The organism is Veillonella parvula (genome assembly GCF_036456085.1).
In the GTDB taxonomy this organism is placed as follows: Bacteria; Bacillota; Negativicutes; order Veillonellales; family Veillonellaceae; genus Veillonella; species Veillonella parvula_E.
Window position 1 is genome coordinate 591,057 of record NZ_CP138632.1, and the last position, 24,084, is coordinate 615,140.

The window sequence follows — 24,084 nt, forward strand, 5'->3', positions numbered from 1 at the left end:
ATTAAGACCGTAAGAATAATTTACCTAATTCATCAGGTGTAAATTTGATAATCGTAGGACGACCATGAGGACATACATATGGTTTTTCGGTACTAAATAAGTCCTCAATTAAGGTAGTCATTTGATACATATTTAAATTATGACCTGCCTTGATGGCCCCTCTACAAGATGCATAAGCTAACATTTCATGTCGTAATTGGGCCTTAGTAGGCTGTTGATGATCATGTAAGTAAGAGAATATATATTGCAGAATTTCAAATGCTTTTGACTCTACTAAATCTACTGGAGCCCCTACTAATTTTATCTTAGTAGGACCACCTAACTCTACATCAAATCCAAGATCAAGTAATGTTTCTCGTTCTTCCTCTACTAAATTCATTTCATCATCTGTGGCCTCACTATACTGAGGAACCAAAATAGATTGCATAGGAATCGATTCAGAAGACTTACACAACTTATCATAACGCACACGCTCATGTGCAGCATGTTGATCTATGATATATAGATCATCACCTTTTTTAGCTAATATATAACAAGATGCAACTTGACCCATTGGTAAAAAGCCCGAGTTTTGAATTGTACGATCTTCTATCTCTTCGTTACGAATATCGTGAGACAAGGATTTAAACTTCTCTACATCTTCCGAAGTATAACTAGTGTAAGCAGTAGGAACAGCTTCAAAACTTTTATCTACAAAAGAGGATTGTTCATAAGTAGCCTTAGGTGCAGGTGGTGTATACCCCTTTGTTTTAAGGTTTTCCACAAACTGCGAAGTTTCACCGCGCATGACTTCATAGCCTTTTGTACGGCGTCCACCAAAAACCTTATCATAATCTATAGCTGTTGCTATATGTTCAGCAGACTGCATTGAATCGTGTACAACAGTAGGTACTTGATAAGAATCATAAGTAGTATTACCAGCTAAGGATGTACTATTAGAACTAAACTTCTTAATATCACTATTACTATTACTAGCAATATCATTACCATATTTATCGGATATGTTAGCAACTGTACCAGTCATATAAGATGATGACTCTCGTTCGTATCTCTCATGGAGTGGATTATTTAAAGCATTTAAGATACCGTGATATACGGCTTTAAATATAATCTTATCATCTGAGAATTTAACTTCACTCTTGCGAGGATGTACGTTTATATCAACCATTCTCGCAGGCACAGTAATATTTAGTACCACTAAAGGATGACCATTTTTCGGCAATAGTGCATGGTATGCATTATCGATAGCCTTCATTATGGTTTTATCAGAAATCACGCGATTATTGACGATAATGGTCTGCCATATCCTTGTACTTTTAAGAAGTGTGGGCTTACTCACTACGCCATCGATATAGATAGAATCACTTTCATAAGCAACAGTAAAAATATCATCTTTGGTTTTATATCCATATAGCGCAGCTACAGTATCACTAATATCGCCATTTCCTGGTGTGATAATAGCTACCCGATCATCTATGATAAGCTTAAAAGAAATATGTGGATTACTTAGAGCTAATTTCCCTACAATATCTTGAATTTTAGAGGCTTCTGTACGCTCCGTTTTTAAGAATTTACGACGAGCCGGCGTATTATAAAATAAATCTTTAATTTCGATAGTTGTACCAGGTGCCGCACCATAAGGAATGCAATCGGTAAAAGTGCCGCCATCAACAGTAATACGAGTCCCCAAATCAGAGTCTGCTTTACGAGTAGTCAAAGAGAAATGAGATACAGAGGCAATACTAGCCAAAGCCTCCCCACGGAAGCCTAGGGACGCAATATCAAAGAGGTCCTCTACTTGTTGAATTTTAGAGGTTGCATGACGTAGAATCGCCAAACGAGCATCTTCCTCCGTCATACCGATACCATTATCAGTAATCCGCATATAGGCCACACCGCCTTCACCAATTTCAACCTCAATATTAGTGGCAGACGCATCAATAGAGTTTTCAATGAGCTCTTTAATAACTGATGCGGGACGTTCAACGACTTCACCGGCAGCTATCTTATTGATTGTCGTTTCATCCAATACGTGAATGGTTGCCATTATTTCCCGCCTCCTTTACGAGCCTCCTCTTGTAGTTCATATAATTTATTTAATGCTTCAATTGGAGTCATGCTCATTACATCGACTTCCAGTAAGCTATCTACTACGGAATGGCTAAATAAATTGCCTAGTGGAGAATCACTAACTTGCTTAACCGCTGGTTTTGCCACATTAGTAAGTTGAGCACCCATAACTCGATTATTTAAGTCACTTGCATCATGACTTTGATCTTCCAAGGATTCTAAAATCACTTCAGCTCGTTTTAATACAGAGTTAGGTAGGCCCGCCAGTCTGGCAACATGGATACCATAACTGCGATCTGCACCACCTTTAATGATACGACGCAAGAAAGCAACATCTTTCCCTTTTTCTTTAACTGCAACGGTATAATTTTTTAATTTACTATAGCTTTCTTCTAAGCAAATCAATTCATGGTAGTGCGTTGCAAATAAAGTCTTGCTATGAATATGCTTACAAATATGTTCCACTACGGCTTGTGCGATACTCAAACCATCAAAGGTACTCGTACCCCGACCAATTTCATCGAGAATAATTAAACTATTATGGGTAGCATTTTCTAAAATATACGCTACCTCTTTCATTTCTACCATGAACGTGCTTTGACCAGTAGAAATATCGTCGCTAGCACCGACACGTGTAAAAATACGATCCACAGGTGAGATAGATGCCTCACGAGCAGGGATAAAGGAACCAATCTGTGCCATAATCATTAAGATAGCCGCTTGACGCATGTAAGTAGATTTACCTGCCATATTAGGGCCTGTAATGAGTAAGAATTCCTCATCATCATGATTTAGAACGATATCATTTGGTACAAATACCTCTCGTTTTAAAAACTTTTCAATAACTGGATGACGACCATCACGAATATTGATTTGACCATTCATCACAATAGTTGGACAAATATAGTTTTCTTCGTATCCAACTAATGCTAATGAGCATAATACATCAAGGTCTGCAAGAGCACGAGCCGTTTCTTGCACATCTTTGATAACGAGTTTAATATCATTACGCAATTGTTGATATAGTTCGTGCTCTAAAGCGATGATTTTATCTTTTGCGCTGAGAATTTTAATTTCAAACTCTTTTAACTCAGGCGTAATATAGCGTTCAGCATTGGCCAGGGTTTGTTTTCGTATGAAATAGTCTGGTACTTGTTCTGATTTACTATGGGATACCTCGAAATAGTAGCCAAACACTTTATTATAACCAGTCTTAATTTTTGAAAGCCCTGTAGCTTCTTTAATATCCGCTTCCATCTTAGCAAGCCATTGCTCGCTATTAGTCGCTAAAGAACGTAGCTCATCTAAATCAGCATTAAATCCATCTTTAATAACACGACCGTCTTTTAATGTCAACGCTGGTTGCTCTGCAATAGCTCGACATAATAAGTCATAAATATCTTTATGATCTTGCATGCGCTCATTAATAGATGTTAAAGCTAGACTTGAACATGTACCTAATACATTCTTAATATCAGGTAGAACTGCTAATGACTCACGAAGAGCCGTTAAATCTCTGGGAGACACAGATCCGGTTTCAACACGACCAACGATGCGTTCAAAATCGTAAATACAATCTAAAAAGTTACGAATATGAGAACGTTCAGCACCGAGTGTAATAAGTTCTGAAACGGCTGCTTGACGACGTTGTATTTGATTTATATCAGTTAATGGACTTTCAAGCCATTGTTTTAAAAGGCGTGCCCCCATTGGTGTCAACGTACGATCTAGTACATCCAGTAAAGTACCTTTTTGTCCACCATCGCGTAAATTATGAGTAATTTCAAGGTGCCGCAAAGAAGATGTATCAAGAATAAGGCGATTACCTACACTTAATTGATGTACATAGTTGATATGAGAAATTTCAGATTTAATGATATCCTCTAAATATAAAAGCATATAACCTAATGCTTCCCATACATCCTCTTCCATAAGGCCTAAATCACCGAAATGAGTTACAGCTTTTTCAGCTACTTCACGTTGTGTATAGTATGTAGAAAAAGGAGAAAATACGACATTACTAAATTGATTTTCAATAAAATCCTGAATATCTTGCGGTAATATCGTTCCTTCAGGCAATATGATTTCACTTGGTCTATACATGCTGAGTGCATCGTACATATCACTGCGTTTTTCACAATCAGTAATGCGGTGCCAAATAACTTCCCCTGTAGATACATCAGAAAACACAAGAATCCACGTATCTTTTACCATATAAAATAATGATAAAAAGTTATTTGACCGTGCATCGTTACCATTTTCTGTCATCACTGTACCAGGAGTAACAACTTTAATGACATCGCGCTTAACAATGCCTTTAACTGCTTTAGGATCTTCTAGTTGTTCACAGATAGCAACTTTATATCCTTTTTTTACAAGCGTTTCTATGTAGCTTTCAGCCGCATGAAAAGGAACGCCACACATCGGTGTGCGTTCCTCATCTCCTGTAGGACGACCTGTTAAGGTAATATTAAGTTCACGTGATGCGACTAAAGCATCCTCATTAAATAATTCATAAAAATCACCTAATCGAAAGAACAATAATTCTTCAGAGTATCTAGATTTAATATCTAAATACTGCTCCATCATAGGTGTTTGCTTTTTACTCATATTCACCTCATATATTATGAGTCATATCACAGATTCCGCTTATATTCGTATATTCCCATACGATTATTAAACAAATATATAAACGGGTATAATAATTTATAAACAATAGGTGCTAAGGACAACATACTTCCTGTAAAATTAATCAATCCAGTCTGTTTAAGCTTAGGATTCATAACTACAATTTCATGACCGTCCTTAGTTCCCCACTGAAAAGAAACATTCATTTTACTAAGCATATCATGTTGTTTAGTGCGTTTCGCCACATATGGAGAAATCATATCAAGATATAACGTAAACTCTTCAAAAGAATCAGTCAGCAAGCCTAAAAACTGCTTCATTTCATCCAATGTAAGATACATAACTACACCTTCACTAACAAGCAGTAGTTTTCGTCCATTTATCTCAATATTTTTAGTCCACAATTCATCAGTTATAGAACTCACTAAATTATGGACTCGTTCATGAGGCTCAAAAAATTGTGTACGTGCTTCAATCACTCCGGCAAAATCGATATTATACCAATCAATATAACCGTTGTCGACTCGATAAAACATAGTATCTAAACCGGCACCTAATGATACGACGATACAATCTGGATATAGAGATATAAAGTTTCGTATCTCTTCATCGATTACTTTTGCTCGTCCTAAAATTCCATAATAAGACATCTTAACATCTTTAAATTGATCAAAATCATAATCAATATGCTTTAAAATATCCCAGGATTTCTGATCCTTTAATACAGATTGATCTGACTCATAATCTTTCGCTCTTGCATATAGTGTCAATAATGCCGTTTCGCCTACAGCGTTTAAATCAAGTTTCATAGTTACACCTTCTTTGTAAAAATACAAAATGTAAATGGTGTTCATACCTATCAATGTCTTCAATATACAACTTTTATATTATTTTATTATTATAACACATATGATTTCTAATCAGCATCTATGGTAAAAAAGAACATCGCCACCACATGTTTAGCAAACTAATTTTAGATAAAAATTCTAACCTTAGAGTTAACATAATAGTGACGAGTTCTTTTTGATTCTAATAGTTTATTTTACAATACTACCATAACAAACCCATGTTTGAGCTTTATCGATATGAGCTGGTACAGTTTGACCAATTGATAGGGAGTCATCCTTAGGGAATAAAACCATTTTATTACCAGATGTACGACCGAACCACATGTCTTCATCACGAGGACTTGGTCCCTCTACAATAATATCAAATACTTGTCCTTCCATAGGTTTATTTAATTCATAAGAGATTTCATTTTGTACATCCATCAATGTTTGTAAGCGAACGCGCTTAATCTCTTCTGGAATTTGATCATCCATAGTTGCTGCTGGCGTTCCAGATCGCTTAGAGTAGATAAACGTATACGCCATGTCATAGCGCACATCTTTTAATAATTGTAATGTAGCTTGAAAATCTTCCTCAGTTTCTCCTGGGAAACCTACAATAATATCCGTAGTCACCACCACATCTTTTATTTTTTCACGGCAATAAGAAAGTAATTCTTTATAATGCTCTACCGTGTAATGACGATTCATTTTCTTTAAAATACGATTGGAACCAGATTGAATAGGTAAATGTAAATGCGTCACAATATTGGATGACCTACCAAGAGCATCAATCATAGACTTACTCATATCTTGAGGATGACTTGTCATATAGCGAATACGTTCTATACCAGGAATACCATCAAGAGCATCAATTAATGTACCAAAATCTGTACCATCTTTAAAATCTAGGCCATAAGAGTTTACATTTTGCCCCAATAAAGTGATCTCTTTAAATCCTTTAACCCCTAGGTCTGTAACCTCTTTAACAATGGCCTCTACAGGACGGCTAATCTCTCTACCACGTACATGGGGAACAATACAATAGGTGCAAAATTTATTACAGCCATTCATAATAGGTACCCATGCATAAAAAGAGCCATTTGGTTTTGCCTCTAATTCAGGCAATACAGAGTTATCCATATCTACGCTGATTTGATGCGTATGTCCATGTTGTACTTCTTCAATCATCTCGTTAATATGTTGAATATTATGAGTACCCAATACAATATCAATATGAGGAGCTCGTTTAAACATTTCTGCTTGATTTTTTTGAGCCATACATCCTGTGACGGCGATAATCAAGTTTTTATTATTACGTTTTAGTCTTTTTAGCTCACCTATACGCCCATAAACTTTAGTTTCTGCATTTTCACGCACTGCACAAGTATTTAGCAGAATTAAATCTGCAGTTTCAACATTCTCTGTTGGTATATACCCAACAGATTCCAGCTGATGCGATAATCGCTCAGAGTCGGCGGTATTCATTTGACAACCATAGGTGTAAATATAATAAGACTTCATTCTAACTCCTACACTTTAACAATCTTACGTTTTGTTTCAATAATATTCTTAACTTTAATGGACATGCGTTCAATAGACATGCCGGTAATATATTCAATTTCATTGCGAACAGATTTTTGTACCTGTTGCATCAACGGTTTAACAGGATATCCATGTTCAATAACTACAGCCATATCAACAACAAGACCGTTTTGACCTTTGTCGCTTTTTTTAAAAGAAATTATACTGGTCTCATCGACACCAGCTACTTTTTTTAACCCATTTCTAATCAATTTAATAATTACTTCATCGTCAAAAGTGAGTCGACCATAATAGCTAAAAGCAGGCCGTACAACAGAACGTTCAAATCCTTCAGAACCAATTTGACCTAAGGTATCTTGATCTTGTTTTTTCAAAGTCCTGCGGCGCCACATGGTTTTGATTGGATCAATCAAATACCCCCTAAAGTGTGGCTTTAATTCCATAGTCGGCACAGGAATTATATGTTTACCCTCTTTAAGACGTGCATGTTGTGCCTTTTCAATTTCCTTAGGTGTTGCAACATCTTCTATACGAATATATCGATCAGGTTCTTGTAAGCCTAAAGCTTTAGTAATCTTCTTAACCATATTATCAGAAGTGCCGATAATCATAAGCTTATTAGGTTTAATCTTATCTAATTGTTCTCGTACGGATTTAACTTGTACTTCGTCTTGAAAAATAGCACGACGAACAGCTTTTAAACGACTAGACTCTTTTTTTGCAGAAAAGCCAGCTACAATTTTATTATCATGAATCAAAATACCATCATCGATGATACATTCAATTTTATTTTCATGAGCAACTACGAGGGCACGATGACTTTTACCTGTGCCACTACTACCTACAAAAGCAACGACTTCCATAGCCTACCTCGTCATTTATAACAAACTAATAAATTCTGATACATCCTTACCAGATACTAAGTAATCACCAAATCTATCAGGTTTCTTGCCTACAATACCATGGTAATCAGAACCACCAGTAATAAATAGCTTATGCTTTTTAGCGAATTCTTTATATCGCTCCACATCATCATCATTATGCTTTGAGTGATATACCTCCATACCATCAAAATCATAATTTAACATTTCCAACACATATTCATCACTAGTAACCAATTTAGGATGAGCCATAACAGCAAGTCCTCCAGCTTTATGTATAATATCAATAATATAAGGAACCTCTACTTTTACCTTAGGAACATAGCAAGGACTATCTTTTCGAAGAATACCTTTAAATACATCATTAATATCCTTGGCATAACCACCATCAATTAAAAGTTTACCAATATGTGGGCGACCATAAGCTTTAGTATCAGGAAATTGTTTAATGAGCTCTTCTTTTGTAATATAATATCCTTCATTATTACAACGACGGATAATTTCATCGATACGTTCTTCACGTTTTCCTTTAAAAAACGTAATAAAATCGATTAAATCTTTATTATTTTCATCAAAACAATATCCTAAAATATGAATTGACTTATCTTTATAATCAGCACTAAATTCACAGCCATTTACGATTTTAATAGATTCATTAGGATCTAACTTCTTTTGAGCAGCACGCAATGCTTGAATGCCGTCTATTTCATCATGATCGGTTAAAGCCATCATAGATACATTACAGTCTATGGCATGTTGCAATAGATCTTTAGGTGTTTCAACACCATCTGAAAAGATGGAATGCATATGAAAATCTACAAGCATATAGCACCTCCATTCCAAATATTCTATCATTTAATTATGACTTATTTAATCTATTAATTCAAGTTTAGAAAGAAAAATTGCGACCCTAATGAACATTCACTAGAATCGCAATTCTATTATAAGTTTTGAAGCAATTCTGTTACTTTATCAGATACAGAATCAATAGCACATGGAAGAGCTTCTCCAGACTTACGGATTTGAATTTCTACTTCGTTATTCTCAAGAGTATTTTTACTTACTGTAATGCGAAGTGGATAACCAATCAAATCAGCATCTTTGAACTTAACACCTGCACGATCTTTACGATCATCTAACAATACATCTACACCAGCATTTTGTAATGCAGTATAAATAGTTTGACTAGTAGACATTAATGCTTCGTCTTTTGCATTAATTGGAACAATAACTGCTTCAAATGGAGCGATAGAACGTGGCCAAATAATACCATTTTCATCGTGATATTGCTCAATAGCAGCAGCTAGTGTACGAGATACACCGATACCATAGCAACCCATAATCATTGGATTAGGACGACCATTTTGATCTAAGAATGTAGCTTGTAATGCTTCAGAATACTTTGTACCCAATTTAAATACTTGACCCACTTCGATGCCTTTAGCATGTTCTAAAGCACCACCACATTTAGGACACACATCGTCCTTCGTGATTAAACGAATTGGAGCAACAATAATATCTTCTACATTAAAGTCCCGTTTTGGATTGATATTAACGTAGTGAGCATCTTTTTTATTAGCACCACCACAAACATTGTAAGTTTCCATAACAGATTCATCAACAACAATAGCAAATTCTTCTGTTTGTTTTAAACCAATAGGACTGATGAAACCAGCTATTAAACCTACTTTTTCCAATTCTTCAGGGGTGGCCATCTCAGGCTCTACAGCACCAAGAACGGCATGTTGTACAGCGACTTCATTTACTTCATGGTCACCACGAACAATGGCTAATACCACTTTACCATCAATAGAAAATACTACCGCTTTGATAGTTTTATGTAATGGTAAATTTAACATGTCTGCCACAGCTTCAATAGAACTTGCATTTGGTGTATCCACAACAGATAACTCATGAAGAACTTCTTCGTCTTGCTTCATGATACCAGGCTTGCCGATTTCAATGTTAGCTGCATAATCACACTTAGTACAATATACGATATCAGCTTCACCAGCTTCGGCAATGGCCATGAACTCATGCGTACCACTACCACCGATTGCACCACTATCAGCCTCTACTGGGCGGAATGTAAGACCACAACGTGTAAAAATACGTGTATATGCATCGTACATAGATTTATAGGATTCATCTAAACCCGCTTCATCTACATCAAAAGAATAAGCATCTTTCATAATGAATTCACGGCTACGCATCAAGCCATAACGTGGACGACGCTCATCACGGAATTTACTTTGAATTTGATATAAGTTGACTGGTAATTGACGATATGAGTTAATCTCATTTTTAACGAGGGTTGTAATCATCTCTTCATGTGTTGGTCCTAGACAAAACTCATTATCATGACGATCATTGATACGCATCATTTCTGCGCCATATGCGTTCCAACGGCCAGACTCTTTCCAAATTTCTGCAGGCTGTAAAATTGGCATCATAATTTCTTGAGCACTAGCACGATCCATTTCTTCACGTACAATAGCTTCAATCTTTTTAATACTTCTCCAACCTAATGGTAAAAAACTATATAAACCATTTGCAGTTTTACGCATAAAACCAGCGCGAAGCATAAGCTGTTGGCTTACTACATCAGCGTCAGATGGAACCTCACGCAATGTAGGTGCATATAATTTAGTGGCTAACATAAAGACTCCTCATCTAAATTTTCTAAATATTGGTCAATTTCTCTAAACAATGTATCTACTAATTCGGCTTCTGGTACAGTCTTAATAACTTTCCCTTTACGGAAAATAATACCTTGACCATCACCACCAGCAATACCAAAGTCGGCCTCACGCGCTTCCCCCGGACCATTTACAACACACCCCATAACGGCAACCTTAATAGGCGCTTTTATGGATGCTAGACGTTCTTCTACAATACCAGCCATATCAAATAAATTTACTTGGCAACGACCACATGTAGGACAAGATATCATAGTGGCCCCAAAATTTCTTAATCCTAAGCTACTTAAAATACTTCTACCTACTTCAATTTCGTGAATTGGATCTCCAGTTAAGGATACCCGTAATGTATCACCAATGCCATCGAGCAATAATGCACCAATCCCCATAGCAGATTTAATAGTGCCTTGTTTAATAGTACCAGCTTCTGTTACCCCTAAATGTAACGGATAAGGAATCTTATCAGATAACTTACGATATGCTTCCACCATTAGAGGTACTTCCGTGGCTTTAATGGATAATTTCATTTGACGATAATCGAGTTTTTCTAAAATTCTTACGTGTTCTAAAGCTGTTTCAACCATACCATCCGCTGTAGGATGTCCTCCATGAGCATCGAGAATATGCTTTGGTAAAGAGCCTGCATTAACACCAATGCGAATTGGGATTTGTTTAGGTTTTGCCTTTTCAATAACGGCTAAAACCTTATCTTCACCACCAATATTTCCTGGATTAATGCGCAATCCATCAACATTATTTTCAATAGCTTCTAAAGCTAATCTATAATCAAAGTGAATATCGGCGATCAAAGGAATTGAAATGCCCGCTCTAACAGCCTTTAAAGCCTTTGCAGATGCCATTGTAGGAACGGCGACACGAACCAGTTCACAACCAGCCTCTGCTAAATGATTAATTTCTGCAATTGCCTTCTCTGTATGTACTGGATCCGTAGTAATCATAGATTGAATACTTACCGGTGCATAATCGCCGATTTTAACTGTACCTACATAGATACCATTTGTTGGTTTACGTACAATCATTGTAATCTCCCATCTGTCTTATAGTAAACGGAAAATATCCTGCGTTGTTACATATAAGAATAATGCTACCATTAAGGCAACCCCAACCATTTGTATATACATAAGAGCTTTAGCAGGTAATCTACGGCCTGTTATAGCTTCCGCCAAGATAATAATCAAGTGACCACCATCTAAAACAGGTAATGGTAAAAGATTAATAACCCCTAAGTTAATACTAAGGAATGCAGCAAAACTTAATAGTGGTGCAAATCCTGATTGTGCAATAGTACCTGCCATTTGGGAAATTCCTACTGGACCAGATAATTCGGCTGCTTGTGTGCCACGAATCATATCATAAATCCCACTGACCATAGCAACAATAGTTTGCCCCGTCCGACTAACAGCAAGGCTCAAAGATTCACCAATACTATAAGTTTCACGAGTAAAGCTAGGGTAGATGCCAATCTTAGGACTATCTTGTTCCATTTTAGGTATTACCGTAGTCTCTATAGTTTTTCCTTCACGCTCTACAACAACAGTTACACCATGGTTTGCTGTGCCTTGTAAACTAGGACGAATATCATCCCAAGTACTAATTTTTTTACCATCAATCGTAATAATTCTATCGTTAGCTTCTAAATGAGCCTGCTCTGCAGAACTACCCGCAATAATGTTACCAATTACAGGTTCATTTGTATATGTAAGATTTCCTACAGTCACATTTAGGCCAAAGAAAAGTACAATGGCTAATATAAAGTTAAATACAGCCCCTGCAGAAATAACAATAAATTTTTTCCACGCAGGTTTATTATAAAAGGAGCGCTCATTAAGAGGCTCGTCAGGTGTCATACCAGCAATACGATTAAATCCTCCAAGAGGAATTATACGAATAGAATATAAAGTTTCCCCTTTTTGTACTTTAAATATAGCTGGACCAAAACCTATAGCAAATTCATCAACTTGCATACCTGACATCTTAGCTGTAATAAAATGGCCTAATTCATGAATAAACACGATTAAACCAAATACAAATATTGTGGCTAATGCCGTAATCATATATTCTCCTATAACATCAACGATGTTGCCTTTTCACGGGCCCATCTATCGATGGATAATAAATTATCTAATGTAAAATCATCTTCTGGTCCCATAGATTCAAGAACAAAAGTAACGACTTTATAAATATCACCAAAGGCGATTTTATCTTCTAAAAAGGCATATACTGCCGTTTCATTAGCTGCATTAAATACAGCAGGTTTAAATCCACTAGCACGTCCCACCTCATACGCAAGTCGAAGTGCAGGAAAATCGTCATACCGTGGAGGTAAAAACTCCAATTGTAGTGCTTGACTAAAATCAAGATGATTCATACTTAAAACTTCACGTTTGGGATACGTCAAAGCATATTGAATGGGCTCGCGCATATCTGGATTACCCATTTGCGCTAATATCGCACCATCCTTCATACGTATCATAGAATGAACAATACTTTGAGGATGTACTACTACATCAATATGATCAAAATCAAAACCAAATAACCAATGAGCTTCTATTACCTCTAAGCCTTTATTGAATAAAGAGGCAGAGTCTATAGTTATTTTATTACCCATATTCCAGGTAGGATGTCGCAAACAATCTGCAGCAGTTGCAGTTTGAATTTTACTAGAATCCCATGTGCGTAAAGGTCCACCAGAAGCAGTGACAATTAAAGAATCAACATTGTCACGTTTCTGTCCTTCTAAGCACTGAAATATAGCACTATGTTCACTATCGATAGGTAGGATTTGTACGCCATGTTCTTTAGCTAAAGCCGTAATTAATGGACCTCCAGCAACAAGAGTTTCTTTATTAGCAAGACCTATAGTCTTCCCTTGTTTTATAGCTTCCACTGTAGGCTCAATTCCCGCAGCACCTACAATAGCAGTAACAATCATTGTTGCTTCTTGAATTGTAGCTGCTGCAATGAGGGCTTCCTTACCACCTATCAATTTTGTAGGACCTGTATAGCGTGCTTGTAATTCTTTAAAAGCACCTTCATCTACAAGACCAGCCACCAAAGGTTTATATTCTTTAATCTGATGTTCTAAGAGGTCAATATTATGATGTGCCACTAAGGCAACCACCTTGAATTGATCTGGATGTTGAGACACCACATCAAGCGTCTGTGTACCGATTGAGCCAGTACTGCCGATAATACTTAGGTATTTCATAAGTGTACCTCTATAAAATTAGTACGAAAATAGCAATATATATACTAATGTAATGGGAGCCGCAAATAATAAACTATCAAAGCGATCCAATACACCGCCATGACCTGGTAATAATGTACCAGAATCTTTTACATTACATAGTCGTTTAATCTTTGATTCAAACAAATCACCTAATGGTGCTAATATACCGCTAATCATACCTACATGGATTCCCATCCACCAAGGAATGCCAACGATATACGAAAATACTGCACCTGTAAGGATACAGCCGATAAATCCACCAATAAAACCTTCTAGTGTTTTATTAGGACTAATGGATGGTACTATTTTACGTTTACCAAAAGCTCGACCTGAAAAGTATGCAAAGGTATCGCTAGCCCAAGTAGTAAACAATAATAACCAAAGTGTAATAGTGCCCCAGTTATATAGTTCAAAAGGCATTGATAAATCCATGTAAATTGAGTCATGACGAATCAAGAGTAATGAAGTCATACCCATACCAATATATAATAAACCAAATACACTAAAGGATACACTAGACATCGAGTACTTAGTTTCACCAAATGTACACAACATATAATTGGCAAATAAACTTAATACTAAAATAGCTATAGCTATAATATACTGATGACATGCAAGAGCAATCATTAGCAATAAAATGCTAATATATCCCCATATAATGGATATCCGAACACGTTTAGCTTTACCAAGTAATACAAACTCACGCCACCCTAATAAAGCTAAAAGTGTAATTAGCACATCATATACTAATCCACCAAATGTAATGGCCCCTAAGGCAATAATAAAACCAATAACAGCGGTAATAACACGTGTTTTTAACATTTTTTATTCCTCATCACATAAGCCACCAAATCGGCGTTCTCGTTTCTGATATGCCGCCACAGCTTCAAGTAAAGTTTCCTTAGTAAAATCTGGCCAATGCAAATCGGTAAACCAAAATTCAGCATACGCTAGTTGCCATAACAAAAAATTACTAATTCTAAAATCACTACTAGGACGAATTAATAAATCTACATCACTAAACTCTTTAGTGAATAATTGAGAACTTACATATTCTTCAGTAATTTTGTCCATTGTAATAACCCCATCCGCAACGGATTTTACAATGTCGCGGATAGTTCTAACTATTTCATCACGCCCACCATAGTTAATCGCTAACTGTAATGTGAGGCCTGTATTATTCTGAGTTAATAATTCTGCATCTTGAATGATTTTTTGTAGGTTTTCTGAAAGCCCTCCAATAAAACCAATAAATCGAATGCGTACATTATGTTCATGCATATACTTAACATTATTATTTAAGTATTCTTTTATGAGAGACATAAGTAAAGAAACTTCCTGTTCAGGACGTTTCCAGTTCTCCGTGGAGAAACCATATACCGTAAGAGCTCTAATTCCGATCTCATCTGCGGCCATAACAATTTCTTTTAATACATCTGCACCAGCACGATGCCCCATGGAGCGCGGCATGCCTCTGCGTTTAGCCCATCGTCCATTACCATCCATAATAATAGCAACATGTTGTGGAATTATATTACGATCAATGACAGGCGTATCAGAACGTTTACGGTTAAATAATTTCTTTAGCATAGTCTACCTCGATAGAATTTCCGAAGTCGCTGGCAATCATTGGTCTATATAGTAGTATATGTAAGCACTCATCAACCTTTGTAATACGTGCCACATAAAATCCTTTATCTGAAATTTCAAAGAAGCGATTAAAGGATCCACCAATCATTACCTTAAAAGGAATATGGGCAGCCTGCAAACGAGACTTTGCAAGCTGCCATGGTATTCCAATAAGGCTATTAGAATCAAACATTATACTTCTAATACGTCCTTTTCTTTTACTACTTTTAACTCATCGATTTGCTTAACTTTAGCATCGGTAAGCTTTTGGATTTGATCTAAACCGTCTTTAGCATCATCTTCAGTAATCGTTTTAGCTTTCTCTTCTTTTTTTAATGCTTCATTTACATCGCGACGAATGTTGCGCACTGCAACTTTTGCATCTTCAGCCTTTTTATGAACTACTTTAACGATTTCTTTACGACGTTCCTCAGTTAATTGAGGAATACTTAAACGAATTTGTGCACCATCATTACCAGGGTTCAAACCTAAATCAGATTGTAAAATTGCTTTTTCAATAGCACCAATCATTGTTTTATCCCAAGGTGCAATCACAATCATGCGAGGTTCAGGCACGGAGATATTCGCAACTTGATTAATGGGTGATGGACTTCCATAGTAATCAACCATTACTTTATCAAGTAGTGCTACACTAGCACGGCCTGTACGAATAGATGCGAATTCATGTTTTAAAGCCTCAATAGACTTATTCATGCGGTCTTCTGCTTGTTGTAACAATTCTTTAATTTCCATATGAATTATTCTCCTCGAACAATGGTCCCTATTTCTTCACCTTTAGCAGCTTTTGTAATATTACCAGGAATATCCATGCTAAATACAATAATAGGAATATTGTTATCTTTACATAAAGTTGTAGATGTAGCATCCATTACTTTTAATTCTTTTGTGATAATCTCGTTATATGTTAATTCATCAAATTTAACAGCATTAGGATTTGTCTTAGGGTCAGAATCATATACGCCATCTGCAAATTTCTTTGCCATTAAAATAGCATCGGCTTCAATTTCAGCGGCCCGTAATGCAGCTGTTGTATCTGTAGAGAAGTAAGGTTTACCAAGGCCAGCACCGAAGATAACGATACGTTTTTTTTCTAAATGACGAATAGCGCGACGACGAATATAAGGTTCTGCAATTTCTTGCATTTCAATAGCTGTTTGAACACGTGTATCTACACCAGCTTGCTCTAATGCATCTTGCAATGCTAAGGAGTTCATCACTGTTGCTAGCATCCCCATATAGTCAGCAGTAGCACGATCCATACCTTGATTGCTACCAGCTAAACCTCTCCATAGGTTACCGCCACCAACAACAATCGCGATTTCTAAATCAGTGGATTTTGCTAAAGCAGCAATTTCTTTTGCAAATTCTTCAACAACATCAGGATTAATACCAAAACCTTGTTCACCTGCTAATGCTTCACCACTCAACTTTAAAACAATACGTCGAAACTTTCTTTTTGCCATATTTTTACTCCTCTATTGCAAAATAAGAGAACACTGTACGGTGTTCTCTTATTGTTTATTAATTATTTACCAACAGATGCCATTACTTCTGCTACGAAGTCATCTTGGCGTTTTTCAATGCCTTCACCTAAACCATAGCGAACAAAACGACGTACGTTGATGTTTTCACCGATTTTTGCAATACTTTCATTAATGATGTCTGTAACAGTTTTATCGCCATCTTTAATGAATACTTGTTCTAATAGGCAATTTTCTTTATAGAATTTTTCAATACGACCTGCAACCATTTTTTCTAAAACAGCTTCAGGTTTTGGTTTACGACCAGCTTTAACGTCTTCTTCAGCTTCTACTTTAGCTTGTTCCAATAATACTTGTTTTTCGTGTTCAATTACTTCAGTAGGAACTTCTTCACGGTTCAAGTATGTAGGATTTACAGCTGCAATTTGCATTGCGATGTCGCGTGCTAAATTTTGGAAATCATCAGTTTTTGCAACGAAGTCAGTTTCACAGTTAACTTCCACTAAAACACCGATACGACCACCAGCATGAATGTAGGATTGTACTACACCTTCAGCTGCAATACGACCAGCTTTTTTAGCTGCCGCAGCCAAACCTTTTTCACGAAGAAGGTCAACCGCTTTATCGATATTACCGTCAGTTTCAACCAATGCTTTTTTAGCGTCCATCATACCTGCGCCAGTCATGTCGCGCAATTCTTTTACCAAAGCAGCAGTAATTGCCATTATTTTGTTCCTCCTAGTATTAATTAAGGTAAGGATATAGTCCTTACCCCAATTATATATGTTATAGATTTATCTTTCAAATGCTAATACGACAACGATTAAGCTTTACCGTCTCGAACCATTTCTGCGGAATCAGCTACCATGTTATCTAATGCTTCTTCAAAGGATTCGCCTTGACGACCTTCAAGAACAGCGTCAGCCATTTTACCAGCCAACAATTTAACAGCGCGAATAGCGTCATCATTTGCTGGGATTGGGAAATCAACTTCGTCTGGGTCGCAGTTAGTGTCAACTGTTGCAACTACAGGAATACCCAATTTTTTAGCTTCTGCAATAGCGATTTTTTCTTTTTTAGGATCTACTACGAAAAGAGCACCTGGCATTTTAGGCATATCTTTAATACCGCCAAGGTATTTTTCCAATTTATCCATTTCATGACGAAGACCGATAACTTCTTTTTTAGGCAATACTTCGAAAGTACCGTCTTCTGCCATAGCTTCCAATTGTTTTAAACGTTTAATACGAGTTTCAATTGTTTTGAAATTAGTCAACATACCGCCCAACCAACGTTCGTTAACGAAGAACATGTTAGCACGGATAGCTTCTTCTTTAATAGCTTCTTGAGCTTGTTTTTTAGTACCTACGAACAAGATTACTTCGCCTTGGGAAGCAACTTCACGCAAGAAATTGTAAGCTTCTTCTACTTTTTTAACTGTTTTAGACAAATCAATGATATAAATACCATTGCGTTCAGTGAAGATGAATTTCGCCATTTTAGGGTTCCATCTTCTAGTCTGATGACCAAAGTGTACACCAGCCTCTAATAATTGTTTCATTGATACTACTGCCATTGTGGCACCTCCTGTTAATTAACCTCCGCCGCTTCATCCTTCGGGTCACCCAAAATTAGGCACAGTACCGAAGTCCACTGACGTGCATATTTTTCATACCTAATAATTCTAACAAAAAATCATGGCAAAAGCAAGCAAGGAGTGAGGAATTCTTTAAGTATTCCTCACTCCTTATTTTAAATACATTCTCTTTCTTATTGATGTACGATCTTATGTTCAAATTTGAATTATAGAATATTATGAAAATATTTATTTAATTATTGCGAATGAATTCAATCATACTTGCACGATCTTCAGCACCAAATACTGCAGAACCAGCAACTAAAACTGTAGCCCCCGCTCTTTTAATCGGTACACAAGTAATATCGTTAATACCACCGTCCACCTCAATGACTGCCGTTGAATTGTCTACTTCTTCTAACAATATCTTAGCTTGTTTAACTTTTTTTATGGCATTTTTAATAAAAGATTGTCCTCCAAATCCTGGATTCACAGACATAATTAAAATCATATCTAAATCTGCAGCTACATCTTCTAGTAGAGATACAGGTGTACTAGGATTCAATGCTACACCAGCCTTCATCCCACACTGCTTGATATGTTGAATCAAACGATGCATATGAGGTACAGTTTCTTGATGAAAAGTAAAATATTCTACACCAATTTTTGCAAATTCTTCTACATAATCACCAGGATTAGTAACCATCAAATGCACATCAAATGGTAATTTTGTATATGGACGAATGGCTTTCACAATGGGAGCACCAAAGGTTAGATTAGGAACAAAGTGTCCATCCATGATGTCGATATGTAATAAATCAGCCCCCGCTGCTTCAATAGATTTTAATTCCTCGCTTAACACCGCAAAATTTGCGGAAAGCATAGATGGTGCAATTTTTATCATATTAAAACCTCTTTCGTTGACTTTCTATATCATTACGTATAGACATATAAGCATCATATCGTCCTTGATGAATATGACCAGCTTCTAGAGCAGCTTTAATCCCACAAATGGGTTCATGTTCATGATAGCAAGGACTAAATTTACAAGTATCAACATATTCACCAAATTCTGGGAATAATGTAGGCAATCTTTCAAGGGAAACATCATTAAATTCAATAGCACTAAATCCAGGTGTATCCATGATAAAAGAATCTGCATCTAAACTATATAAAGAAGCGTGACGAGTGGTGTGTTTGCCACGTTTAATCTTATCACTTACCTCCCCAGTCTGGAAGGCGAATTTTGGGTCTACTGCATTTAAAAGACTACTCTTACCAACACCAGATGGACCTGCAAAAGCTGTTACCTTATGTTGAAGCACATGACGTAAATCATCGATGCCTGTCATATTATATGTGGATGTCATCAAAACCTTATAACCAATTGATTTATAAAGATCAACCATAGTTTCCGTCTCTGAATCCATCAGGTCACATTTATTGATACATAGCACGATTGGTATATCCGCATGTTCAATCATAACGAGCATTTTATTAAGTAATAGCTCATTAATATCTGGTTCATGGGCAGCCACAACTAATACAACTTGGTCAATATTAGCTACTGCTGGACGTACCATCGAATTATGACGTCCATGGATGGATTCAACGAACCCATCCTCCGAAATCGTAACGCGGTCACCCACAAGTAAACTATAACGACCTTTCTTAAGTCTGCCACGAACCTTACATTCATGAATGGTGCCCGTATCATCTTGTACATAAAAGTACCCATTCATATTTTTGACAACAATGCCTGTAATCATAGTACCTCTTATAATGCAGTTTCTTGCACTAATGCACCATTGAGGTATACCTCAATACGTACATTACCTACACCGGACACTTTTCGAACAATACGATCTCCAGGTTTATTGGTATCATCATAAATTACTGCGGAACCTTCATCATCTTTTACGACAATTTTAAGTTCTTGATTTTTAGAACCAGCTGGTACAGTAACATCTATAGTACCAGTTGTTTTATTACCACTGTTTCCATCTTTTTTATCAGATTTCTTTTTATCATCTTTGAACTCAGTCGTAAGATTTAATGTGGAGCCTTCGTCAATTTCATCGCCAGCTTTAATGCTTTGCTCTATAACCACAGATTTTTCTTCCACAGATCCAGATACTTGGTTTACACCTAGTTGAATATTACTCAATGTATCACGAGCATCTTTTAATGTCATACCAACAAGATTAGGTACTTTGACTTTCTTAGCCTTCGCTTTATTTACAACGAGATCAATTGTTGTCCCTTTAGACACTTTAGAATCTCCGGAAGGACTCTGAGCAATGATTACACCATCTTTTTTACCATCTACAGATTGCTGTGTTATTTTCCCCACAACTAAACCTAAATCTTTAAGTCGTTGACGGGCTTGATCCACAGTTAAATCAGTTAAATCTGGCACCGTAATATCGCCTACACCTTTAGAAACCACAAGATGGATTGTTCGTTGCTCTTTAACCTTCTCTCCAGCTCCAGGAGTTTGAGAAATAACTTGACCAGCTGGCACATCTGGATTTGTGACTTCACTTGTAGACACACGCAAATGTTTATCTTCTAAGATATTTTTTGCTACAGAAACTTGTTTGCCTACCACATTAGGTACATCTACTGTTGTATTACTCCAGAAATTACCGTAGCTTAAGAAAGCACCTAAAAATGCTACTAAGAAAATGACAGCAGCACCTAGAACGATGTATTTTTGTGGAATCGATGCAATATTACTTAACATACTCTTCTTTTTACCCTCTTCTTTTCGTTCTTCTTGAATCGTACTAAGATCTTCAAGTGCTTCAGGATCAACAGCAGGAATCATTTGTGTAGCAAAGTCATATGGTTCATGACGTTGTGTTTTGCCCATCGTAAAACCTTGAGATAATCGCAAATCACTGATCATATCAGAGATAGAATCAAATCGATCAGCAGGATTTTTAGATAATGCTTTCATAACAACAGCTTCTAAAAGCGGAGGAATTGATGGATTATATCGTGTTGGAGGTTCTACCTTCTCACGAACATGTTTTAATGCTACCGCAATTGGCGTTTCCCCTTCAAATGGTACACGACCTGTAAGCATTTCATACAATACGACACCCAGAGAATAGATATCTGTATTGCCGTCTACCGATTTACCACTAGCTTGCTCTGGTGATAAATAGTGTGCTGAACCCAAAATCGAATTCGTATACATAACTGTGTTAGTTGCATTTATTGCACGAGCAATACCAAAGTCAGTTACTTTAACGCGCCCCGTATTGGTAATAATAACATTATGTGGCTTTATATCACAATGAACAATGCCCATTGTATGCGCGTGTTCTAAGCCTTCAGCTATGGCGATAGTAAATTTAACAGCCTCATCTATGGACAGTCTTCCATGACGAGTTATATATTTTTTTAAGGTTTCACCATCTACATATTCCATGACAATGTAATGTAGATTTTGATCAAAACCTACATCATACATATTTACAATATTTGGATGATTTAATTTACCTGCCGCTTGTGCTTCTCGTTTAAATCGAGTCACAAATTCGTCATCATTTGCAAAATTAGCATGCAATACTTTTATTGCTACTTGTCTACCTAGTAAGGTATCTTCTCCAAGGTATACATCAGCCATTCCACCAACGCCAATTTTATCAACAATTCGGTAGCGGTTATCTAGAAGTATGCCTTTTATATTCATAGTACTCATTATTTCTCCATTTCTAGATTAGATTGTTCCCACCACAATGGTCACATTATCTCCTGCTCCGACTTCATATACAGCTTCCATCAATGATTCAATAACCAACATATCATCATCCGTTGATTGTAATGCAGAGGCAATTACATCATCGGATACATAGCCACTTAATCCATCAGTGCAAAGTAAAATACGATCACCGGGAAGAATAGATTCTACGCCACTATCAACCTCTAAGATTTCATCAACACCAACTGCGCGAGTTAATAAATTCCGTTGAGGGTGATTTAGCATTTCATCCTTTGTAATCTCTCCAGCTGTTAATAATTCTTGTACCATAGAATGATCCGTAGTAATTTGTCGTAAATGACCATCTCTATATACATACAAACGACTATCACCAACACTTGCCCAGTAAAGTTGATTACCATTTATAGCTGTAACTACAGCGGTAGTACCCATACCAGCAAGACGTTCTTCACAAGCAACGCGATTTACAATACGTTGATTAGCGTGAATAATAGCATCACATAAGTCTTGTTGACCTATCGTTTCAAGGGAGGACAAATATTCTTTTATTTCATCTACAGCATAGGTACTTGCAATTTCACCACCGCTATAACCACCCATGCCATCAGTAACAGCACAAATATGGCCATCAATGAAGAAACGGTCCTCGTTACGCTGGCGCACAAGCCCAATTTTACTTAAACCAACAAAATTATTCATGATTCTCCTTTTTCCGACCATGAGCAGCCTTTAACTGCCCACATGCGGCTTGGATTGCATCGCCCATTTCCTTTCGTACCGTTACTGATACACCATAGGAACTGACGATGTCTTTAAATGTATTCATATTCGTAATAGATGGTTTATATAATTCAATATGTTCATTGCCATTAACTGGGATCAAGTTAACATGACAATTTGGGAAATCTTTACAGATTTTCCCCAAAGCATGAGCCTCATCCATAGATGCATTTACAGAATCTATAAGAATATACTCAAAGGTAACACGACGCTGTGTCGTATTATAATAGTATTTTACCGCATCTAAGACTTCCGTCAATTCATAACGTGCCCCAACGGGCATAATACTACGACGAACTTCATTATTTGTAGCATGTAATGAAAGTGCTAAGGTTATTGGCAAACCTTCATCAGCTAATTTATAAATATTAGGAACCCAACCACAAGTGGAAATCGTCATCTTACGATAACTAATATTACAAATCATAGGATCATGTAGTAGTTGTAATGCTTGTAATACATTATCATAATTTTGTAACGGCTCCCCTGCGCCCATAACGACAACAGAATGTATTTCCTCTTTAGTAAGAGCCCCAAATATGACAACTTGTCCAATAATCTCAGCGACTGTTAAATCTCTGTATAAGCCACCTTGTGTAGAAGCACAGAATACACATCCCATAGCACACCCCACTTGAGAGGAAACACATACAGAATACCCATAGTGTTGCTCCATCAAAACTGCTTCCACACGACTTTGATCTGACATCTCTACAAGTATTTTGCGAGTCTTTCCATCAGGGGCAATAGACTCTGTAATTAATGTAGGTAAAGAAATAACACAATTATCACCTAGCCATTGACGCAAGTCTTTCGGAAATTGTGTCATGTCTTCAAAATCAAAAATATATCTATGATAGATATAGTCAATTAACTGTTTCGCTCGAAACTTTTGTATATTATGGGTCTTAAAGATAGATTGTAATTCTTCTAAAGACTTACCCAATAATTCTATCATGGTGCT

The 24,084-nt window shown here is 36.6% G+C and carries 22 protein-coding genes; all 22 read right to left on the reverse strand.

Translation table 11 applies throughout. The annotated features are described in order from the left end of the window. Position 1: 1 nt before the first annotated feature. Entirely contained in the window at positions 2–2,047 is a 2,046-nt protein-coding gene (gene mutL / locus PK1910_RS02865; RefSeq protein WP_215675683.1) for a DNA mismatch repair endonuclease MutL, read from the reverse strand. Next, the gene (gene mutS / locus PK1910_RS02870; protein ID WP_331299389.1) at positions 2,047–4,680 is read right to left on the reverse strand and encodes a DNA mismatch repair protein MutS; all 2,634 of its coding nucleotides are present in this window, start codon (positions 4,678–4,680) and stop codon (positions 2,047–2,049) included. Before mutS ends, mutL begins: the two co-directional genes overlap by 1 nt. A 26-nt stretch (positions 4,681–4,706) precedes the next feature. Continuing rightward, on the reverse strand, positions 4,707–5,507 hold the full coding sequence (locus tag PK1910_RS02875; RefSeq protein WP_004697379.1) for a class I SAM-dependent methyltransferase: 801 nt from the start codon (positions 5,505–5,507) through the stop codon (positions 4,707–4,709). Positions 5,508–5,735: 228 nt separating this feature from the next. Continuing rightward, on the reverse strand, positions 5,736–7,049 hold the full coding sequence (miaB, locus tag PK1910_RS02880; protein WP_004697437.1) for a tRNA (N6-isopentenyl adenosine(37)-C2)-methylthiotransferase MiaB: 1,314 nt from the start codon (positions 7,047–7,049) through the stop codon (positions 5,736–5,738). A gap of 8 nt (positions 7,050–7,057) precedes the next feature. After that, entirely contained in the window at positions 7,058–7,933 is an 876-nt protein-coding gene (locus tag PK1910_RS02885) for an Asp23/Gls24 family envelope stress response protein (RefSeq protein WP_004695710.1), read from the reverse strand. Between the two features lie 15 nt (positions 7,934–7,948). Beyond that, on the reverse strand, positions 7,949–8,776 hold the full coding sequence (locus tag PK1910_RS02890) for a PHP domain-containing protein (RefSeq protein ID WP_004695708.1): 828 nt from the start codon (positions 8,774–8,776) through the stop codon (positions 7,949–7,951). Between the two features lie 116 nt (positions 8,777–8,892). Then, the gene (locus PK1910_RS02895) at positions 8,893–10,611 is read right to left on the reverse strand and encodes a proline--tRNA ligase (RefSeq protein ID WP_008600855.1); all 1,719 of its coding nucleotides are present in this window, start codon (positions 10,609–10,611) and stop codon (positions 8,893–8,895) included. Beyond that, positions 10,605–11,690, reverse strand: coding sequence for a flavodoxin-dependent (E)-4-hydroxy-3-methylbut-2-enyl-diphosphate synthase (gene ispG, locus PK1910_RS02900; RefSeq protein ID WP_004695704.1), 1,086 nt, complete (start codon positions 11,688–11,690; stop codon positions 10,605–10,607). Before ispG ends, PK1910_RS02895 begins: the two co-directional genes overlap by 7 nt. Positions 11,691–11,708: 18 nt before the next feature. Then, positions 11,709–12,725, reverse strand: coding sequence for an RIP metalloprotease RseP (gene rseP, locus PK1910_RS02905; protein ID WP_077708387.1), 1,017 nt, complete (start codon positions 12,723–12,725; stop codon positions 11,709–11,711). A gap of 8 nt (positions 12,726–12,733) precedes the next feature. After that, positions 12,734–13,879: a 1-deoxy-D-xylulose-5-phosphate reductoisomerase gene (locus tag PK1910_RS02910; protein WP_278617529.1), complete on the reverse strand. Its 1,146-nt coding sequence runs from the start codon at positions 13,877–13,879 to the stop codon at positions 12,734–12,736. A gap of 18 nt (positions 13,880–13,897) precedes the next feature. Then, on the reverse strand, positions 13,898–14,722 hold the full coding sequence (locus PK1910_RS02915; RefSeq protein WP_008713850.1) for a phosphatidate cytidylyltransferase: 825 nt from the start codon (positions 14,720–14,722) through the stop codon (positions 13,898–13,900). Between the two features lie 3 nt (positions 14,723–14,725). Next, positions 14,726–15,490, reverse strand: a complete 765-nt coding sequence (locus PK1910_RS02920) for an isoprenyl transferase (protein WP_008713849.1) — start codon at positions 15,488–15,490, stop codon at positions 14,726–14,728. Next, positions 15,471–15,722, reverse strand: coding sequence for a hypothetical protein (locus tag PK1910_RS02925; RefSeq protein WP_004697100.1), 252 nt, complete (start codon positions 15,720–15,722; stop codon positions 15,471–15,473). Before PK1910_RS02925 ends, PK1910_RS02920 begins: the two co-directional genes overlap by 20 nt. Further along, positions 15,722–16,282, reverse strand: a complete 561-nt coding sequence (gene frr / locus PK1910_RS02930; RefSeq protein ID WP_008713847.1) for a ribosome recycling factor — start codon at positions 16,280–16,282, stop codon at positions 15,722–15,724. The genes PK1910_RS02925 and frr overlap by 1 nt, the downstream gene beginning before the upstream one ends. Before the next feature lie 5 nt (positions 16,283–16,287). After that, complete coding sequence (gene pyrH / locus PK1910_RS02935; protein WP_008713845.1) at positions 16,288–17,013, reverse strand: UMP kinase; 726 nt, start codon at positions 17,011–17,013, stop codon at positions 16,288–16,290. 62 nt (positions 17,014–17,075) lie between these two features. Beyond that, positions 17,076–17,756 carry a translation elongation factor Ts gene (tsf, locus tag PK1910_RS02940; protein WP_004695689.1) on the reverse strand — a complete coding sequence of 227 codons (681 nt, stop codon included), beginning with the start codon at positions 17,754–17,756 and terminating at the stop codon, positions 17,076–17,078. A gap of 98 nt (positions 17,757–17,854) precedes the next feature. Beyond that, complete coding sequence (gene rpsB / locus PK1910_RS02945; RefSeq protein WP_004695687.1) at positions 17,855–18,607, reverse strand: 30S ribosomal protein S2; 753 nt, start codon at positions 18,605–18,607, stop codon at positions 17,855–17,857. 253 nt (positions 18,608–18,860) lie between these two features. Beyond that, a complete protein-coding gene (rpe, locus tag PK1910_RS02950) occupies positions 18,861–19,511 on the reverse strand; it encodes a ribulose-phosphate 3-epimerase (protein ID WP_008713843.1) in 651 nt (216 codons plus the stop codon). 1 nt (position 19,512) lies between these two features. Beyond that, positions 19,513–20,376: a ribosome small subunit-dependent GTPase A gene (gene rsgA / locus PK1910_RS02955; RefSeq protein ID WP_012864314.1), complete on the reverse strand. Its 864-nt coding sequence runs from the start codon at positions 20,374–20,376 to the stop codon at positions 19,513–19,515. 8 nt (positions 20,377–20,384) lie between these two features. Further along, positions 20,385–22,310, reverse strand: a complete 1,926-nt coding sequence (gene pknB / locus PK1910_RS02960) for a Stk1 family PASTA domain-containing Ser/Thr kinase (protein WP_331299609.1) — start codon at positions 22,308–22,310, stop codon at positions 20,385–20,387. Between the two features lie 27 nt (positions 22,311–22,337). After that, positions 22,338–23,039, reverse strand: coding sequence for a Stp1/IreP family PP2C-type Ser/Thr phosphatase (locus PK1910_RS02965; protein WP_004697417.1), 702 nt, complete (start codon positions 23,037–23,039; stop codon positions 22,338–22,340). Continuing rightward, positions 23,032–24,078, reverse strand: a complete 1,047-nt coding sequence (gene rlmN, locus PK1910_RS02970) for a dual-specificity RNA methyltransferase RlmN (RefSeq protein WP_021148108.1) — start codon at positions 24,076–24,078, stop codon at positions 23,032–23,034. Before rlmN ends, PK1910_RS02965 begins: the two co-directional genes overlap by 8 nt. Positions 24,079–24,084 lie beyond the last annotated feature (6 nt).

Coding starts and splice junctions, on each gene's coding strand:
- PK1910_RS02915 (WP_008713850.1), bottom strand. CDS start 14,722: ATGTTAAAAACACGTGTTATTACCGCTGTTATTGGTTTTATTATTGCC.
- rlmN (WP_021148108.1), bottom strand. CDS start 24,078: ATGATAGAATTATTGGGTAAGTCTTTAGAAGAATTACAATCTATCTTT.
- pknB (WP_331299609.1), bottom strand. CDS start 22,310: ATGAATATAAAAGGCATACTTCTAGATAACCGCTACCGAATTGTTGAT.
- miaB (WP_004697437.1), bottom strand. CDS start 7,049: ATGAAGTCTTATTATATTTACACCTATGGTTGTCAAATGAATACCGCC.
- rseP (WP_077708387.1), bottom strand. CDS start 12,725: ATGATTACGGCATTAGCCACAATATTTGTATTTGGTTTAATCGTGTTT.
- rpsB (WP_004695687.1), bottom strand. CDS start 18,607: ATGGCAGTAGTATCAATGAAACAATTATTAGAGGCTGGTGTACACTTT.
- tsf (WP_004695689.1), bottom strand. CDS start 17,756: ATGGCAATTACTGCTGCTTTGGTAAAAGAATTGCGCGACATGACTGGC.
- PK1910_RS02895 (WP_008600855.1), bottom strand. CDS start 10,611: ATGTTAGCCACTAAATTATATGCACCTACATTGCGTGAGGTTCCATCT.
- PK1910_RS02910 (WP_278617529.1), bottom strand. CDS start 13,879: ATGAAATACCTAAGTATTATCGGCAGTACTGGCTCAATCGGTACACAG.
- rpe (WP_008713843.1), bottom strand. CDS start 19,511: ATGATAAAAATTGCACCATCTATGCTTTCCGCAAATTTTGCGGTGTTA.
- PK1910_RS02920 (WP_008713849.1), bottom strand. CDS start 15,490: ATGCTAAAGAAATTATTTAACCGTAAACGTTCTGATACGCCTGTCATT.
- mutS (WP_331299389.1), bottom strand. CDS start 4,680: ATGAGTAAAAAGCAAACACCTATGATGGAGCAGTATTTAGATATTAAA.
- frr (WP_008713847.1), bottom strand. CDS start 16,282: ATGGAAATTAAAGAATTGTTACAACAAGCAGAAGACCGCATGAATAAG.
- mutL (WP_215675683.1), bottom strand. CDS start 2,047: ATGGCAACCATTCACGTATTGGATGAAACGACAATCAATAAGATAGCT.
- PK1910_RS02890 (WP_004695708.1), bottom strand. CDS start 8,776: ATGCTTGTAGATTTTCATATGCATTCCATCTTTTCAGATGGTGTTGAA.
- PK1910_RS02885 (WP_004695710.1), bottom strand. CDS start 7,933: ATGGAAGTCGTTGCTTTTGTAGGTAGTAGTGGCACAGGTAAAAGTCAT.
- PK1910_RS02925 (WP_004697100.1), bottom strand. CDS start 15,722: ATGTTTGATTCTAATAGCCTTATTGGAATACCATGGCAGCTTGCAAAG.
- PK1910_RS02875 (WP_004697379.1), bottom strand. CDS start 5,507: ATGAAACTTGATTTAAACGCTGTAGGCGAAACGGCATTATTGACACTA.
- ispG (WP_004695704.1), bottom strand. CDS start 11,690: ATGATTGTACGTAAACCAACAAATGGTATCTATGTAGGTACAGTTAAA.
- rsgA (WP_012864314.1), bottom strand. CDS start 20,376: ATGATTACAGGCATTGTTGTCAAAAATATGAATGGGTACTTTTATGTA.
- PK1910_RS02965 (WP_004697417.1), bottom strand. CDS start 23,039: ATGAATAATTTTGTTGGTTTAAGTAAAATTGGGCTTGTGCGCCAGCGT.
- pyrH (WP_008713845.1), bottom strand. CDS start 17,013: ATGGCAAAAAGAAAGTTTCGACGTATTGTTTTAAAGTTGAGTGGTGAA.